The 16,487-nt window shown below is 43.2% G+C and carries 17 protein-coding genes; 13 read left to right on the forward strand and 4 right to left on the reverse strand.

Annotated features, from left to right (window positions below; genetic code table 11):
- Both FRX57_RS00965 and FRX57_RS00970 read left to right on the forward strand, forming a co-directional pair.
- Positions 1-975, forward strand: a complete 975-nt coding sequence (locus tag FRX57_RS00965; protein WP_146565753.1) for a nucleoid-associated protein — start codon at positions 1-3, stop codon at positions 973-975.
- A complete protein-coding gene (locus tag FRX57_RS00970) occupies positions 972-1,589 on the forward strand; it encodes a lysozyme family protein (protein WP_146565755.1) in 618 nt (205 codons plus the stop codon). The genes FRX57_RS00965 and FRX57_RS00970 overlap by 4 nt, the downstream gene beginning before the upstream one ends.
- A gap of 35 nt (positions 1,590-1,624) precedes the next feature.
- Here the strand turns inward: FRX57_RS00970 and FRX57_RS00975 are convergent, their stop codons facing one another.
- From FRX57_RS00975 to FRX57_RS00990, 4 genes are all read right to left on the reverse strand, one after another.
- The gene (locus tag FRX57_RS00975) at positions 1,625-3,343 is read right to left on the reverse strand and encodes a phospho-sugar mutase (protein WP_146565757.1); all 1,719 of its coding nucleotides are present in this window, start codon (positions 3,341-3,343) and stop codon (positions 1,625-1,627) included.
- A gap of 91 nt (positions 3,344-3,434) precedes the next feature.
- Positions 3,435-4,001, reverse strand: coding sequence for an ECF transporter S component (locus tag FRX57_RS00980; protein ID WP_146565759.1), 567 nt, complete (start codon positions 3,999-4,001; stop codon positions 3,435-3,437).
- The gene (gene coaC, locus FRX57_RS00985; protein WP_146565761.1) at positions 3,994-4,539 is read right to left on the reverse strand and encodes a phosphopantothenoylcysteine decarboxylase; all 546 of its coding nucleotides are present in this window, start codon (positions 4,537-4,539) and stop codon (positions 3,994-3,996) included. Before coaC ends, FRX57_RS00980 begins: the two co-directional genes overlap by 8 nt.
- Positions 4,505-5,218: a phosphopantothenate--cysteine ligase gene (locus FRX57_RS00990; RefSeq protein WP_146565763.1), complete on the reverse strand. Its 714-nt coding sequence runs from the start codon at positions 5,216-5,218 to the stop codon at positions 4,505-4,507. Before FRX57_RS00990 ends, coaC begins: the two co-directional genes overlap by 35 nt.
- A 141-nt stretch (positions 5,219-5,359) precedes the next feature.
- On the opposite strand from FRX57_RS00990, the gene FRX57_RS00995 reads away from it, so the two are divergent.
- The 11 genes from FRX57_RS00995 to FRX57_RS01045 all read left to right on the forward strand — a co-directional run bounded on the left by FRX57_RS00995 (position 5,360) and on the right by FRX57_RS01045 (position 16,443).
- Positions 5,360-6,199, forward strand: a complete 840-nt coding sequence (locus FRX57_RS00995) for a lipoate--protein ligase family protein (protein ID WP_146565765.1) — start codon at positions 5,360-5,362, stop codon at positions 6,197-6,199.
- Position 6,200: 1 nt separating this feature from the next.
- Positions 6,201-7,400, forward strand: coding sequence for an NADH-dependent flavin oxidoreductase (locus FRX57_RS01000; protein WP_146565767.1), 1,200 nt, complete (start codon positions 6,201-6,203; stop codon positions 7,398-7,400).
- A complete protein-coding gene (locus FRX57_RS01005; protein WP_146565769.1) occupies positions 7,390-8,373 on the forward strand; it encodes an MsnO8 family LLM class oxidoreductase in 984 nt (327 codons plus the stop codon). The genes FRX57_RS01000 and FRX57_RS01005 overlap by 11 nt, the downstream gene beginning before the upstream one ends.
- Before the next feature lie 15 nt (positions 8,374-8,388).
- Positions 8,389-8,721: a glycine cleavage system H family protein gene (locus FRX57_RS01010; RefSeq protein ID WP_146565771.1), complete on the forward strand. Its 333-nt coding sequence runs from the start codon at positions 8,389-8,391 to the stop codon at positions 8,719-8,721.
- On the forward strand, positions 8,714-9,490 hold the full coding sequence (locus FRX57_RS01015) for a protein-ADP-ribose hydrolase (protein WP_146565772.1): 777 nt from the start codon (positions 8,714-8,716) through the stop codon (positions 9,488-9,490). Before FRX57_RS01010 ends, FRX57_RS01015 begins: the two co-directional genes overlap by 8 nt.
- Positions 9,491-9,507: 17 nt before the next feature.
- Positions 9,508-10,401, forward strand: coding sequence for an SIR2 family NAD-dependent protein deacylase (locus FRX57_RS01020; RefSeq protein ID WP_146565774.1), 894 nt, complete (start codon positions 9,508-9,510; stop codon positions 10,399-10,401).
- On the forward strand, positions 10,392-11,411 hold the full coding sequence (gene lplA / locus FRX57_RS01025; RefSeq protein WP_146565776.1) for a lipoate--protein ligase: 1,020 nt from the start codon (positions 10,392-10,394) through the stop codon (positions 11,409-11,411). The genes FRX57_RS01020 and lplA overlap by 10 nt, the downstream gene beginning before the upstream one ends.
- Before the next feature lie 28 nt (positions 11,412-11,439).
- The gene (locus tag FRX57_RS01030) at positions 11,440-13,110 is read left to right on the forward strand and encodes a formate--tetrahydrofolate ligase (protein WP_146565778.1); all 1,671 of its coding nucleotides are present in this window, start codon (positions 11,440-11,442) and stop codon (positions 13,108-13,110) included.
- 80 nt (positions 13,111-13,190) lie between these two features.
- The gene (gene cls / locus FRX57_RS01035; protein ID WP_146565780.1) at positions 13,191-14,768 is read left to right on the forward strand and encodes a cardiolipin synthase; all 1,578 of its coding nucleotides are present in this window, start codon (positions 13,191-13,193) and stop codon (positions 14,766-14,768) included.
- A 250-nt stretch (positions 14,769-15,018) separates the two neighbouring features.
- Positions 15,019-16,086, forward strand: a complete 1,068-nt coding sequence (locus FRX57_RS01040; RefSeq protein ID WP_146565783.1) for an aspartate-semialdehyde dehydrogenase — start codon at positions 15,019-15,021, stop codon at positions 16,084-16,086.
- 18 nt (positions 16,087-16,104) lie between these two features.
- Positions 16,105-16,443: an ATP cone domain-containing protein gene (locus FRX57_RS01045; protein ID WP_146565785.1), complete on the forward strand. Its 339-nt coding sequence runs from the start codon at positions 16,105-16,107 to the stop codon at positions 16,441-16,443.
- Positions 16,444-16,487 lie beyond the last annotated feature (44 nt).

Here is a 16,487-nt window from a genome sequence, read left to right on the forward strand (position 1 = left end):
ATGAATGATTTTTACCTTAAAAAAATAATTATCCACCAATTCAGCCCCAATGATACCGACTTGCATTTGTCTGATAGGGAGATTAGTTTGACCCCACGCCTGGACGATTATTTCCGAAAAAAATTGAGCAAGATCTTTTCTGATGAGGCTAAACGAGGTCAATTTGCCCCTGATAGTCCCTTCCTTAGCCATCTGGATGATGATTTGTTAGCTAGTTCAGTAGCCATTAGCCAGTTATGGCAGGAAGAATTTATCGGCAGTGAGGATCAAAAGGTCAACGATTTGGTTTTTATTGAGTTTGAGCGACAAGGGCAGAGCCATTGGGCTTTTTTACGCCTAGCCTTGAAGGAACAACTGGCTCATATTGGACAAGAAGACCAGCCCATTAAGCTCAGTCAAAACAATCTTCCTAGTGCAGCACAAGCACCTGATGAAGCTCTAGTCATCAATCGTCAAAGTCTGGCTTATTACTTGATTGAAAAACGGCTGAAGCATAATGGTAGTTTTGCCAATTATTTTTCAGAAAACCTGCTCCAAATAGAGCCTCAGCAATCGGTAAAAAAATCAATCAAGGTCTTGGAGCAGACTGCCCAAAAAATTGCCGACCAATTTCATCAAGATGATTTTAGTTTTCAGTCAAAGATGAAATCTACCCTCTATGACCAGCTGGAAGAAAAACAGGAATTATCGCCAGAAGAATTAGCTAATCAGCTCTTTGAAGATAATTTGACTGCCCGACTGAGTTTTGTGGATCAGGTCAAGGAAAAAATACCCGACCCCATTAAACTAACTGATATTGATCATTCTCGCCAGATTAAAAAGCTAGAAAATCAAAAGCTTTCCTTATCCAATGGGATTGAGTTGATTGTTCCCAACAAGGTTTATCAGGATGCTGAAATGGTAGAGTTTATTCAGCATGAGGACGGTACTTACTCTATTCTTATTAAAAATATTCAGGATATCAGAAATAAATGATAAAATTTTTAGGCCGCTTGATAGGCTTACTGCTTGGTTTTTTGCTGATTTTCAGTCTAATGACCATTTATCGAAATAGCAAGGCGGTGCTAGCCTATGCTCCTCTGGTTAGACAGGTTTTGGCTGATCGGCAACAGACTGAGAAAATTGATGAAAACTTAGTCTTGGCCATGATTTATACCGAGAGTAAAGGGCGGGGTCAGGACATTTTACAGGCTAGTGAGAGTTTTAGCGGAAGTATTGGTAGTATTACTAGTCCTAAAGAGAGTTTGAATCAAGGGTTAACCTTACTTGAGGATAACTTGGCTCAGGCCAATCAAGCCGGAACAGACACTTGGACAGCTGTTCAGGCCTATAATTTGGGACCAAATTATATTGCCTATGTAGCAGAACGTGGTGGCAAAACCAATTTAGATCTGGCTAGACGTTTCTCACGCGATGTTGTTGCCCCCAGTCTAGGGAATGTGACTGGTAAAACCTACCGATACTACCATCCCATTGCCATCTTTTATGGCAATCCTTATCTTTATCAAAATGGGGGTAATAGCTATTATGTTGAACAAGTTAAGCTTAATTTGATGATTTTGAAGGTCATGAGTCAGTTAATCAATTAAAAAAGTAGAAGAGATAAGTCTCTTCTACTTTTTGCTTAATTAACAAACTCGTTGATTTCTTGTTCGATGGCAGCAATTTTTTGCTCAGCTTCGGTTAAGCTCTCGCCAACGGTAGCGATATAAAACTTGATTTTTGGTTCTGTTCCAGATGGACGAACAGCGAACCAAGAGTCATCAGCCAGGGTATATTTGAGGACGTCACTTGGAGGTGTGCTTAATTCAGTCACCTGCCCCTCTTGATTAGTTGCCGTTTGTTTGGCAAAATCTTCAAAAAGTGTAATAGCTGTTTGGTTGAACTGACTTGGTGCCTGTTCACGGAATTTCGCCATGATGGCTTTAATTTGAGCGGCTCCGTCAACCCCTGATAATTCAATTGAAATGGTTTTTTCAGCAAAGTAGCCATATTCTTGGTAGATTTGATCAATGCCATCAGCTAAGGTTAAGCCTTGCGACCGATAGTAGGCTGCAATCTCTGCGACCAACAGTACGGCTTGGATGGCATCTTTGTCACGCACAAAAGGTTTAATAAGATAGCCAAAACTTTCTTCAAAACCAAACATGTAGGTGTGGTTGTGCTTTTCTTCAAACTCTTGGATTTTCTCAGCAATAAATTTGAAACCTGTCAAAACATTAAACATGGTTGCCCCATAGCTTTCGGCAATTTTGGTCACCAATTCTGTTGAGACAATAGATTTAGCTAGGGCAGCGTTGGTTGGCAGGCTACCAGCTTGTTTATGAGCTTCTAGAATATACTTGGCAAGGATGGCGCCAATTTGGTTACCAGATAGGTTTCTGTAGGAACCATCAGCCTGACGAATTTCCACTCCTAGGCGGTCAGCATCTGGGTCTGTTGCCACCAAGACATCTGCCTCAACCTGACGCCCTAGGTCTTCTGCCAAAGCAAAGGCAGCCTGACTTTCTGGGTTAGGCGACTTGACGGTTGAAAAATTAGGGTCTGGCATGGCTTGGGCTTCAACGACTTCAACAGACTCAAAGCCAGCTTGGGCCAAGGCACGGCGGGTCAGCATTTCTCCTGTACCGTGTAGAGGAGTATAGACAATTTTCATGTCCTTGCCGTATTGGCTGATCAATTCTGGATTGATGTTAACCTCTTTGACCTCTTTGAGGTATTCGGCATCAACTGCTTCGCCAAGTATCTCCACCAACCCCTCAGCTTTAGCAGCGTCAAAGTCAGCGACAGCAATGGCAAAGGGGTCTTCAATGGCACGGATAAAATCAGTCAGGGCATCGGCATCTGCTGGTGGCATTTGGCCGCCATCTTCCCCATAAACCTTGTAACCATTGAATGGGGCAGGGTTATGGCTGGCAGTAATCATGATGCCAGCAAAGGCATTAAGGTGACGGACCGCAAATGAGAGTTCTGGTGTTGGGCGAAGGCTCTCAAAAACGTAGGCTTTGATGCCATGTTGGGCGAGGACGCTAGCAGCATCTTGGGCAAATTCTGGTGAGAAATGGCGAGAATCGTAGGCAATAGCGACCCCACGTTTTTTAGCTTCTTCCCCTTTGCTTTCAATCAATTTGGCAAGTCCTTCGGTGGCCTGACGGACAACATAAATGTTGATACGGTTGGTACCAGCTCCGATGTAGCCTCGCATACCTGCCGTTCCAAATTCTAAGTTGGTATAAAAGGCATCTTCCTTGGTTTTTTCATCCATGGCGACTAATTCTTCTCGAAGATAGTCAGGAAGGTTGGTAACAGCTAACCATTTTTGATAGTTTTCTTGATAAGTCATGGCATTCTCCTTAATTTTGATTATCCTTAAACGCTTTCATTATAGCATATTTTTTAAAAAAAATCATGGATTATACCCATGATTGTCTGACTTATTTTCTGCCGAGGAGACGAGGAACGAGGCTCGTGGTGACCAGGGCAGCGATTAGCATTTCTGCTAGAGAATTAGTGGTTATAATGCTAGCCAGTAGGAGTTTGATATCACCGTTATAGCGTTCTGCGAAAAAGATGAAGATTCCCGATAAGACGAAGATGGTATTAGTTAACGAGCCAATAGCTCCAGCTAGGATCAAGCCCAGTTTATTGTGAATCAAACGATAAACGACGTAAGGGGTAAAACCGATTAGTAGGCGAGGAACAAAGGCAATGAGTAGGGAATAAAAGTTTCCTCCCTCGACAAAGGGAGAGAAGAGGTAGCTAGCTGGGGAGAGCAACAGAGTATTTGTTATCAGGCTAAGCAGGCCCATTAGACCACCAAGAAGAATACCGATACGGTAACCATAAGCAATGGAGGCAACGATAACGGGTAGATGAACGAGGGTAGGTTTGATTGGAAAAGGAAAAATACTAAAAATAGTGGTACTTAGGTACTGAATCACAATCATAATCGCAAAGAAGATAGCAATGATGGCAATGTTTGATGATTTTTTCTTATTCACTGAGAGATTCTTCAACTTTCTTTAAGATAATATCAAGGTCTGCTAAGGCCCCTTGGCCGTGATCACCACAGGCTAGCAGAGCACTCTTGGGTGGGATTTCTTGATAACCAAGCTGTTTTAAGCTGGCTAGGTTGGCCTGGGTTAGAGGATTGTTGTACATTTTGGTGTTCATAGCCGGTGCAATTAACTTAGGCAGTTCTGCTGGTAAGGCTAGAGCAGTGGCTGTCACCATATTATTTGCCATGCCATGGGCTAACTGAGCCAATGTATTGGCAGAGGCGGGAGCTAAGAGAAAGAGATCCGCCTCTTTACCAAGGTCAATATGATTGATACGGCCGGCAATTTTTTCTTCCATAACATCCAAATGGACGGGATTTTTAGATAAGACCTGCATGGTGAGAGGGGTGATAAAATCTGTCGCTGCTTGAGTCATTAAGACATGGATCACGTAGCCTTGCTTGCTTAAGTGGCTGACTAAATCCGCCGCCTTATAGGCAGAAATGCTACCGCTGACAGCGAGGAGGATGGTTTTTGTCATTGGAAATAACCCTTTCATAGATGGCCTGAGCAATAGCTGGTTTTGAGGTCAAGGTCTGATAACCTTCTGCTGAGACCAGGTAGGCTTGGTGTTGATCTTGCTTGATTTGGTAAAGATCATTAGCGACAATGAGGTCAGCTTGATTTTTGTGTAAGCTTGTTCGAGCAACTTGTAGTAATTGTTCTTTGGGCACGTTAACCAAGAGTTTAAAACCAATTAAGCGAATGTCAGGGTTCCATTTTTTCACCAGACTAATCAGTTTAGGTGTTTTCTTCAAAAAAAGCACCTGGTAGTCGGAAGAAGATGAAATTTTTCCTTGATGATTATGACGTTTCAAAAGTTGCGAGAGGTCCTTGCTGGCCATGACGTCTTCTAAGTCTGTCATGTAGACAGGACTGTAATCTGAAACTGCCATGCTATGAATAAAAACCTGATGATCTTTGACCAAGTGCTCTAGAACGTTTTGAAGAGAGTTAACCGTGCTGACTTCAATGAGTTTAAGTCTCTTATGTTTTTCAGGACGGTAGCTCCCTGGACTAGTGACGAGGGTAACCTGGTGTCCCTTATCTAAAAATAGTTGGGCTAGGAGTTGTCCTAGACGGCCAGTTGCATGGTTAGTAATGCCACGGACGGCGTCAATGGGTTCAGTTGTGCCTCCAGAGGTAATTAAAATCTTCATATGGTCCATTATACATGAAAAACCGACATTCGTAAAATAGTAAATCAGACTACAAACATTCTTGGACTATCAATTTCAGTCAGCTTATGCTAAAATGTAAGGGGTACCATTTGTTTAGTTTAGAAAGGGTTATTTGACAAGATGGCTAAGCTTGACATTTTAAGCAATTATCCGATGCAGGTTTTTGATAATCGTTTAGACAGACGAGATAATCCCTTGGGGCCTTTGATTTGGACAGATGTTTTTTTGGAACGGGTAAACCAGTATCCAAAGCAGAGCATTCTTCATATCTGGCCTATGGCATCAACGGTTATTTTAGGACTAGCAGACAAAAATCTGCCTGAATTTGCAGCAGGGCTTCAGGCTATTTACCGAAGGGGGTACCAACCTCTTGTTCGTCAAATGGGAGGTTTGGCAGTGGTGGCAGACCAAGGGATTTTAAATTTTTCCCTGTTTCTCCCTTTATCAACGACTCAATTGAGTATTCATCAAGCCTATCAGTTAATGGCCAATCTAGTGAGACAACTTTTTTTGGATTTTCCCGTGAGTATTGAGGCCTTTGAAATCAGCCAGTCATATTGCCCAGGGCAGTATGATTTGAGCATTGCCGGGCAAAAATTTGCTGGCCTGGCTCAGCGAAGGGTAAAAAATGGTCTGGTTTGTTCAGTCTACTTGAGTGTTTCAGGTAATCAAGGACTACGAGGAGAGATGATCAGGGAATTTTATCATCTTGGCCAGGCGGACAAACAAGATAGGCATTTTTTTCCACAAATAGATCCCGATAGTATGGCGACCTTATCCGATCTATTAGGATTTGATTTGACCGTGGATGATGTGGTTAAACAACTCTATTATTGTTTAGAGGAAGAGCTAGGATTGAGTCTGACTCCTTTAGAACTAAAGCCAGAATTAGAAGAGGCCTTTCAGCGTCAGCAACGTCATTCCCAACAAAGACAAAAAGATTTAGAAAGGATACGGTAACATGCGATATGAGGACTTGTTTGAACCGTTGCTCTTGCCTAATGGAATTTCCTTAGCCAACCGCTTTGTCCTTTCTCCTATGGTGACGAATTCCTCCAGTCAAGCAGGGCAGGTTAGTTCAGCTGATTTGGCCTATGCGCATCGTCGTTGCCAGTCTGCTCCTCTGCAAATCACTGGAGCGGCCTATATCAGCCCCTTTGGTCAACTGTTTGAATATGGATTTAGTGTTAGTTCTGATGAGGATATTCCAGGCTTGAGCCAGTTAGCCCAAGTCATGAAAAGTGATGGGGCTAAGGCAATTTTACAACTGACCCATGCAGGGCGCTTTTCTAGTCATAGTTTGAGGCGCTTTGGCTATGTTTATGGCCCCAGTCCGATGGTTCTTCAATCCCCTCGGCCTCATCAGGTTAGAGAATTGACAGCGATTCACCTTAAGAACCTTATCTCAGATTATGCCAAGGCTACTTCGCGTGCCATTAAGGCTGGTTTTGACGGTGTTGAGATTTCTTCTGCCCAGCGCTTACTCATTCAAAGCTTCTTTTCGACCTTTTCTAATCAGAGGCAAGATCAATATGGTTGTCAATCCTTACTGAATCGTTCACGTCTGGGACTAGATATTCTCCAGGCGGTTGCCGAAGTGGTCAGAGCAGAAGCGGGAGCAAACTTCATTTTGGGTTGGCGAGGCACTCCGGAGGAAACTAGAGGACAAGCTATCGGTTATAGCCTTGAGGAGTTTTGCCAATTCATTAACTGGGCCTTGGATATCTATCCATTAGATTATTTAGCCATCGCTAGTTGGGGACAAGATGTCTTTAGAAACCAACTAAGGTCTGGCCCCAACAAGGGCCGTCTGGTTAATCAAGTCATGAAGGAACAGTTTACTGGTCGCTTGCCAATAATGGCAACTGGAGGGATTAATAGTCCAGAGAAAGCCTTAGAGGCCTTGGAGCAGGCAGATTTCATTGGCTTATCAACCCCTTTTGTTGTTGACCCAGAATTTGTCCATAAGATACGATTAGGGCAGACAGATCAGATTAGGCTGAAAATTAAACCAGAGGATTTATCTGCCTTAGCCATTCCAGAGGCGTCTTTTAAGGATCTGGTTCCTTTGATGGATTATGGAAAGTCGCTCCCTCAAGAGGTGAGACAACTGTTTCGCCAGTTGGAGAAAAATTATCAGGAGCAGTGTGATGAAACTTAGTATTTTAGATTATGGGGTTATTGACCAAGGAAAAGATGCCCGCCAAGCTTTAAAAGAGACGATTTTACTCGCACAACGAGCAGAAGAACTAAAGTTTCATCGGTTTTGGGTGGCTGAACACCATAATGTTCACGCATTTGCCATTAGTAGTCCTGAAATTGTCATGACCCAACTCCTTAATCAAACGAACCACATTCGTATTGGTTCTGGTGGGATCATGGCTCTGCATTATAGTAGCTATAAGATTGCTGAGACGGTCAAAAGCCTTTTGGCTTTTCATCCCAATCGACTTGATTTAGGGCTTGGGAGCTCTTTAGGGACCAAACAGGTCACTCAGGCCTTGCATAGTAGACACTCCGCCGAAGATTATGGACAAGTCTTGGCAACTATCAAGAATTATTTGATAGGTAACGAAAATCTTCCAGTTCAACCAGCCCTAACGGATCTGCCACAAATGTGGCTACTTAGTACTGGCGGCGAGACAGCAAGACTAGCAGCTGATTTAGGCTTGGGTTACACATTTGGCATTTTCCCTTATATTGATAACCTTCCAAAAGAAAAAGGAGCTTTGGCAGCTCAAAGTTATCGTCAACATTTTGTAGCAAGTCCCATCATGCCTCAGGCTAGAATTCTTTTAGCTGTTTTTGTGGTCATTGCCGAGAGTCAGTTAGAAGCAGAAATGATGGCTAAAAGTTTAGACATCTGGATGTTGGGCAATCATGCCTTTAATGAATTTCATCAGTTCCCCGGTAGAGAACAGGCCTTGGCTTATCCCTTATCTGACCAACAAAAGCAGGTTATTGCCAAGAATCGTCACCGGATGGTCGTGGGCACCCCTCAAGAGGTCAAAAAGCAATTAGACAGTTTGGTGGCTAGCTGTCAGGCAGATGAACTCCTGTTAATTCCCCTACTGCCAAGAATTGAACAACGGCTAGAAGCCTTGGCCTTGCTAGCAGATGTATATCACATGTAGAAAAAGGAAAACTTTATGAAAAAAATTGCAAACTATCTTTTAATTGATAAACAAGAGGAAATTTACACCATCAGCATGACAGCTGAATTACAAGATGATATCGGAACAGTGGGCTATGTGGAGTTAGCGCAAGTAGAGCAGGTAGCTGCTGACGATCTTCTTCTTAACCTTGAAGCTTCGAAAACCGTGATGGGGATTCATTCTCCTTTGGCTGGTCGTGTGTTAGCCTTTAATCAGGCTTTAGAAGTAACCCCTAGCCTGCTTAATTCTGAAAAAGCAGAGGAGAATTGGATTGTTAAATTGACTGATGTCTCTCTGGTTGACTTTGCAGCTTTAGAAGATGCCTAAATCAGAATCCACTTTATTGAAGGAAATGATTTCCCTTTTGACAGTACCAGTGGGGGCAACTGACGGTTTAGCAATAGAGAATCTCGAGGAAATTTGGCGGGGGCTGGTCAATCAATGCCCTCCCCAAGCTTTTTCTGAGGCTTATTTGGCCCTAGAGGATGAATTTTTGAGTCACTACCATCAGCGACAGAAAAAGTTTTCTCTAGCCCATTGTCAGGCTAGTCGATTTCCGCAAATTTGGTTACACCAAGGAGATGTTAGACACTTGGCGGTTGATGCGGTTGTCAATGCTGCCAATAGTGACTTACTGGGGTGTTTTATTCCTAATCATGCCTGCATTGATAATACCATTCATACCTATGCAGGAGGACGCCTTCGCTTGGCCTGTGCTGAACTCATGCGCCATCAGGGACGAAAAGAAACGGTGGGACAAGCTAAATTAACAGCCGCTTACCACCTGCCGGCTAAATTTGTGATTCATACGGTAGGTCCCTATATTCAGCCAGGTCAACCGGTCTCACGGATTCGGCAGGACATGTTAAAAGCCTGTTATGTGGCTTGTTTAAATTTAGCACAGGAGGTGGGGTTACAGAGTTTGGCCTTTTGTCCGATTGCAACCGGTCAATTTGGTTTCCCGCCCCAATTAGCTGCTGAGTTAGCTGTGACCACCGTCAGGGAGTGGTTAGCGACAGCAAATTGTTCCCTTCAAGTTATTTTTAACCAATTTACCCAGCAAGATCAGGCATACTATCAGCAACTCTTGCTTTAGGCTATTAAGGAGAAACCATGTGGAAAAATCTTTCTTATTCTAGTGAATCTTTGCAAGCCCAGCAATTAGCTGCCCTCATTGGGGAAGCAGACGCTCTTGTTGTCGGTATCGGTGCAGGCATGTCTGCTGCTGATGGCTTCACCTATATTGGGCCCCGCTTTGAAAATGCTTTTCCGGACTTTATTGACAAGTATGGCTTTTTGGACATGTTGCAGGCCAGTCTCTTTGATTTTGAAGATTGGCAGGAATATTGGGCCTTTCAGAGTCGCTTTGTTGCTCTTAATTACTTGGACCAACCGGTTGGTCAGTCCTATCTTGATTTATTGGCCATTCTTCACCAAAAGGACTATCACATTATCACAACTAATGCTGACAATGCCTTTTGGGCTGCCAATTATGATTCCCAACGCCTTTTCCATATTCAGGGAGAATATGGTCTGTGGCAGTGTAGCCAGTATTGCCATGCCCAAACTTATCGTGATGATTCCCTAATCCGTCAAATGATTGCTGAGCAACGAGACATGAAAGTACCCGAGGTTTTGATTCCTCGTTGCCCGAAATGCGCCTCCCCCTTTGAAATCAACAAACGGCATGAGAAAAAGGGGATGGTGGAAGATTCTGATTTCTGGGCCCAACAAGATCGCTATGAGAATTTTTTAGCAAAGCATGAAGAAGGCAAGGTCATTTATCTTGAAATTGGTGTCGGTCATACCACGCCCCAGTTTATTAAGCACCCATTTTGGCAACGAGTGGCTGATAATCCAGATGCTCTTTTCGTGACCCTAAATCATAAAGACTACCGTTTGCCTCTTCCGATTCGCGAACGAACAGTCCAGTTTAAACAGGATATTGCTAGTTTGACTGCTGAAACCCGCCAATTGATGCTAGAAAAGGAGGCAGCATGTATTTAATTGAGCCTATTCGTGATGGCAAGTACTTGAAAGATGGGGCCGTGGCTTTGGCGATTCAGGTTTATGCCAAAGAGTATCTGTTTTTAGATGATGATATTTTGTTTCCCTACTATTGTGATCCTAAGGTGGAGATTGGCAAGTTCCAGAATGCTATGGTTGAAGTCAACCATGATTATTTGGAAAAACATCAAATTCTCTTGGTCCGGCGAGACACCGGAGGGGGGGCTGTTTATGTTGATTCCGGGGCAGTCAATATTTGCTACCTCATACAGGATACGGGAATTTTTGGTGATTTTAAGCGGGCCTATGCCCCTGCTATCAAAGCTCTACATGAGTTGGGGGCTACAGGTCTAGTCCAGTCAGGTCGCAATGATTTGCTGATTGATGGCAAAAAAGTATCTGGTGCTGCCCAGACCATTAGTCAAGGGAGAGTTTATGGGGGCTATTCCCTGCTTTTGGATGTAGACTATGCAAGCATGGAGGCAGTTCTGACCCCCAATCGGAAAAAGATTGAATCAAAGGGAATTCGCTCTGTTCGCAGTCGCGTGGGAAGTTTACGCCATTATTTAGCACCATCCTATCAAGGGATCAGCGTTGAAGACTTTAAAAATCTCATGGTTTGCAAACTTCTTGGTATTGCTGATCTTTCTCAAGCCAAACGTTACCAGCTGAGTCAGAATGATTGGCAAGCCATTGACCAATTAGTGGCCAAAAAATATAAAAATTGGGAGTGGAATTATGGTCGTTCGCCTCAATATAGCTACCACCGAGATGGCCGCTTTGCCATTGGGACCCTCGATGTTCACCTTGACGTTGTTAATAGTCGCATTGCAGCTTGTCGTATTTATGGTGACTTTTTTGGGCAAGGAGATATTATTGACTTGGAGCAGGCCTTGATTGGCTTACGAATGGAAAAAGAAGACTTGCTACAAGCCTTGAACCAGCTTGATTTAAGTACTTATTTGGGGAAAATATCAGCTCAAGAGTTTGTTGATTTGATCTTTAGTTAAAGTAGTAGTAAACATGAGGAGGAAGTAGATGAAGACGGATATTAGCATTGCACAGGAGACAAAACTAAAACCCATTGTTGAAATTGCAGCTAAACTAGGACTCACGGAAGATGATTTGGAACTTTATGGTAAGCATAAAGCAAAAATTTCTTTTGATAAGATTCAGTCACTAGAAGATAATCCTTTAGGCAAATTAATTTTAGTGACAGCCATTAATCCAACTCCTGCTGGCGAGGGCAAATCAACAGTCACTATCGGTTTAGCTGATGCTCTCAATCATCAAGGGCACCAAGCTATAATCGCTTTACGGGAGCCTTCACTTGGTCCTGTTATGGGGGTCAAGGGAGGAGCCGCTGGTGGGGGTTATGCTCAAGTACTGCCTATGGAAGATATCAATCTCCATTTTACCGGTGACATGCACGCAATCACCACGGCCAATAATGCCCTAGCTGCCCTCATTGATAATCACCTACAGCAGGGGAATGAGCTAGGTTTGGACCCTAGACGTATCATTTGGAAACGGGTTTTGGATTTGAATGATCGTGCCTTACGACAAATTACCATTGGTTTGGGGGGGCCTGTAAATGGACTCCCTCGTGAAGATGGATTTGATATTACTGTTGCTAGTGAGATTATGGCCATTCTTTGCTTGGCCAGTGATTTGACTGATCTTAAAGCTCGTTTGGGCAAGATTGTCCTTGGCTATAATTGGCAGCAGGAGCCTGTCTATGTGAGCGATTTACAGGTTGAAGGAGCCTTGGCTCTCTTGTTAAAAGATGCCCTCAAACCTAATCTTGTCCAAACGATTTATGGCACCCCCGCTTTGGTTCATGGAGGTCCTTTTGCCAATATTGCTCACGGTTGTAATTCTGTGATAGCAACAAAGACAGCGCTTCACCTGGCGGACTATACAGTGACAGAAGCTGGCTTTGGTGCTGATTTAGGGGCAGAAAAATTCCTAGACATCAAGGTGCCAAATCTACCTAAAAGTCCTGATGCTATTGTGGTTGTAGCTACCTTACGTGCCTTAAAAATGCACGGAGGGGTGAACAAGGACAATCTTGCTCAAGAAAATCTTCCAGCAATCAAGGCGGGGTTTGCTAACCTAAAGCGCCATGTAAAAAACATGATAGCTTACGGCATCCCAGTTGTGGTTGCCCTCAATCGTTTTGTCTCTGATACCCCAGCTGAATTGGCTCTTTTAGAAACCCTCTGTAACGAACTTGAACTGCCAGTAGCCTTGACTGAGGTTTGGGAACAGGGTGCCCTTGGTGGCAAGGTGTTAGCAGAACAGGTTCTGGCAACAATGGCTGAAAAAAGTAGCCACTATCGCCGACTGTATCAGGACCAAGACAGTCTCCAAGAAAAGGCTGAAAAAATTGTTAAATCTATCTATGGTGGTAAGTCTCTTCAATTATCGGCCAAAGCTAAAAAGCAACTAGAAACCTTTGCCAAGCATGGCTGGGATAAATTGCCTATCTGTATGGCCAAAACCCAGTATAGTTTTTCAGATAATCCTGCCCTACTAGGGGCACCAAACGATTTTGAAGTCACCATCCGTGAATTTGTTCCTAAAACAGGGGCAGGGTTTGTGGTTGCCTTGACAGGTGATGTCTTAACCATGCCGGGTCTTCCCAAAGCACCAGCCGCTCTTAACATGGATGTCACAGCTGATGGACAGGCCAAGGGATTATTTTAGATTTTGCTGACCTATCCTTTCAAATTTCACCCAAATTATGCTAGAATATTATGGAGTGATAAATAAATGAAAGGAAGACAATGAAGGAAAAATCAAAGCTACAAACGAGAAAATTATTGGATAAGGGCCGGCGTAGCCTCTTACGAGGCATATTTAGCCGAACCACAGTTATTGCGATTTTATTAATATTGCAGGTGCTCTTTCTCATGTCCGCCTTTTCATGGTTCCAGCAGTACCAATCATATTTTCGAGCTGTTGAGATTATTTTAGAAATTTTTGCCGTTCTTTACCTGGTTAATAGTGAAATGGATGCCCTTTCTCGCATCACCTGGCTCTTGCTCATTATGATTACCCCTCTTTTGGGTGTCTTATTTTTGATTTACACCAAGCTGGATTGGGGCTATCGAGGACTCAAGGCTCGCTTGTCTGATTTGACAACCCTAAGCCAGCCCTACCTTCCTGAAAATACGATTGTGGTTAATGAGTTGAAAAAAGAGCATTCTACCACTTATAATCTTGTTAAGTATTTTCGACGGACAAGAGATGGCTTCCCTGTTTATACTGGAACTAAGGTGACCTATTTTCCCAGCGGTGAAGCAAAATTTGCCGAATTGAAAAAACAACTTCTCCAGGCGAAAAAATATATCTTTTTGGAATATTTCATTATTGACGAGGGGCTGATGTGGGGAGAGATTCTTGCCATTTTGGAGCAAAAAGTCAACGAAGGAGTTGAAGTACGGGTCATGTATGATGGCATGATTGAGTTTTCCACCCTGTCTTTTGACTACACCAAACGTTTGGCGACCCTAGGTATCAAGGCCAAGGCTTTTTCCTCTATTTCCCCCTTTATTTCAACTTATTATAACTATCGTGATCATCGGAAGATTGTGGTTATTGATGGTGAAGTGGCTTTTACTGGTGGGGTTAATTTGGCAGATGAGTACATTAACCATATTGAACGCTTCGGCCACTGGAAGGATACGGCAATTATGTTGGAGGGCAAAGCTGTAGATGTCTTTACGATTTTATTCCTCCAAATGTGGTCCATCACTGACCAAAATCCTGATTTTCAGGCCTATTTGGGACAACATCAAAAACCAATTGAGACTGATGGCTATATCATCCCTTATGGTGATTCACCGCTTGATACGGATAAGATTGGCGAAAATGTTTATATTGACATTTTAAATCACGCGCATGATTATGTTCATATCATGACGCCTTACTTAATTTTAAATAGTGAGCTTGAGCATGCCATCCGTTTTGCAGCTGAACGTGGGGTTGAGGTAATTATTATTATGCCAGGTATTCCGGACAAGCCAGTGCCTTATGCCTTAGCCAAAACTTATTATGAACCATTGATTAAAGCAGGGGTTAAAATTTATGAATATACCCCAGGATTTGTTCACGCCAAAGTCTTTGTTAGTGATCAGATTAAGGCTGTCGTTGGTACCATTAATTTGGATTATCGTAGCCTTTATCACCATTTTGAGTGTGCAACCTATCTTTATAAAGCCTCTGCCATCAGCCATATTGAACGAGATTTCCAAGAAACATTGGCTAAAAGTCAGCAAGTGACGCTAGAAAGTCTTAAAAAGGAAAGCCTTTCAACAAAAATCACAGGTCATTTAGTCAAAACCATTGCTCCCTTGCTCTAAGTATGGTAAAATAGAAATATGCGATGAGTCGATAGGTGACCTCTGGGTCACTATTGCGCTGGGGACGTCATTAACGCAGGAGCGGACGTTGGTAGGTTGTGTGAACCGGCCTATCACATCACTGGTGCCCCAAGCCCCTTTATTTAGGGGCTTTTTCTATTGCTTTTAACCTCAAAATACTTTTTTTCTCTTGGCAAACATGATATAATCAACATAAGAATGATTTGAAAATGTGAAAAGAGGATTTTAAATGGGATATCAGGTTGCTATTGTTGGTGCTACTGGAGCAGTCGGGACTGAAATGATAAAAATGCTTGAACAAAGCCAATTACCGGTGGATGGCATTCGGCTCTTATCATCTAGCCGTTCAGCAGGTAAGGTTCTGACCTTTAAGGGGCAAGAGGTTGTGGTGGAAGAAACGACTGAGCAGTCTTTTGAAGGGATTGACATTGCCCTCTTCTCAGCAGGCGGCTCTACCTCTGCCAAATTTGCCCCCCACGCAGTCAAGGCAGGAGCAGTAGTGGTTGACAATACCTCTTATTATCGGCAACATGACCAGGTACCTTTAGTTGTTCCCGAGGTTAATGCGCACGCCCTTGACAATCATCAGGGTATTATTGCTTGCCCCAACTGTTCTACCATCCAGATGATGATTGCCCTGGAACCAATTCGGCAAAAATGGGGTTTGGAACGCATTATCGTGTCAACCTATCAGGCCGTTTCTGGAGCAGGTGCCCAGGCCATTGAAGAAACCAAAAATCAACTCCGTCAAGTGCTCTTTGAGGGCAAAAACCCAACAGACTTGACAGCTGACATTCTACCATGTGGTGGCGATAAACGTCATTACCCGATTGCCTTCAATGCTTTGCCACAAATTGATGTCTTTACGGACAATGATTACACCTATGAAGAGATGAAGATGACCAAGGAAACCAAAAAAATTATGGCAGATGACACCATCAAGGTTTCAGCGACCTGCGTTCGCATTCCTGTTCTATCAGGCCATTCTGAATCTGTCTATCTGGAAACCAAGGAAGTGGCGGATATTGCAGCTGTTAAGCAAGCTATTGCTGATTTTCCTGGAGCTATTTTAGAAGATGACCCTAGCCAGCAAATTTATCCTCAAGCCATCAAGGCAGTTGGTAAACGAGAGACCTTTGTTGGACGCATTCGTAAGGACTTAGATATCGCCAATGGGATTCATCTTTGGGTAGTGTCGGATAATCTTTTAAAAGGGGCAGCTTGGAATTCCATTCAAATTGCAGAAAGTCTGCATGAACGTGGTCTGGTAAGACCCAGTCAAGACCTTATTTTCTAAACCAGAAAGGAGTTACGCATGCAAATTACAAAACGCAATGGTCAAATCGCTGATTTTGACCCTGATAAAATTTATCAAGCCATTCTCAAAGCAGCTAAAACAGTCTATGTGATTGATGACAAATTGGCTCAGGACCTTGCCCAAGTCACCAAAAAGGTGGTCATTGATTTACAAGAAGCTCAGGCGGAGCGTCCAACCATTAGCATGGTTCAGTCTTTAGTAGAGCATCGCTTATTAGAGGCTGGCTACATTACCATTGCTGAGCATTATATTTCTTATCGCTTGCAACGTGATTTAGAACGTAGTGGCTATGGTGATAAGATTATCGTCCACCTTAATTTTGAGCAAATTCGTTAAACAAACAAAATCCCTTGGCATTTTCCAAGGGATTTTGTCTTATT

Origin of the sequence: Streptococcus cuniculipharyngis (assembly GCF_007859195.1) — a bacterium.
GTDB classification, from domain to species: Bacteria; Bacillota; Bacilli; order Lactobacillales; family Streptococcaceae; genus Streptococcus; species Streptococcus cuniculipharyngis.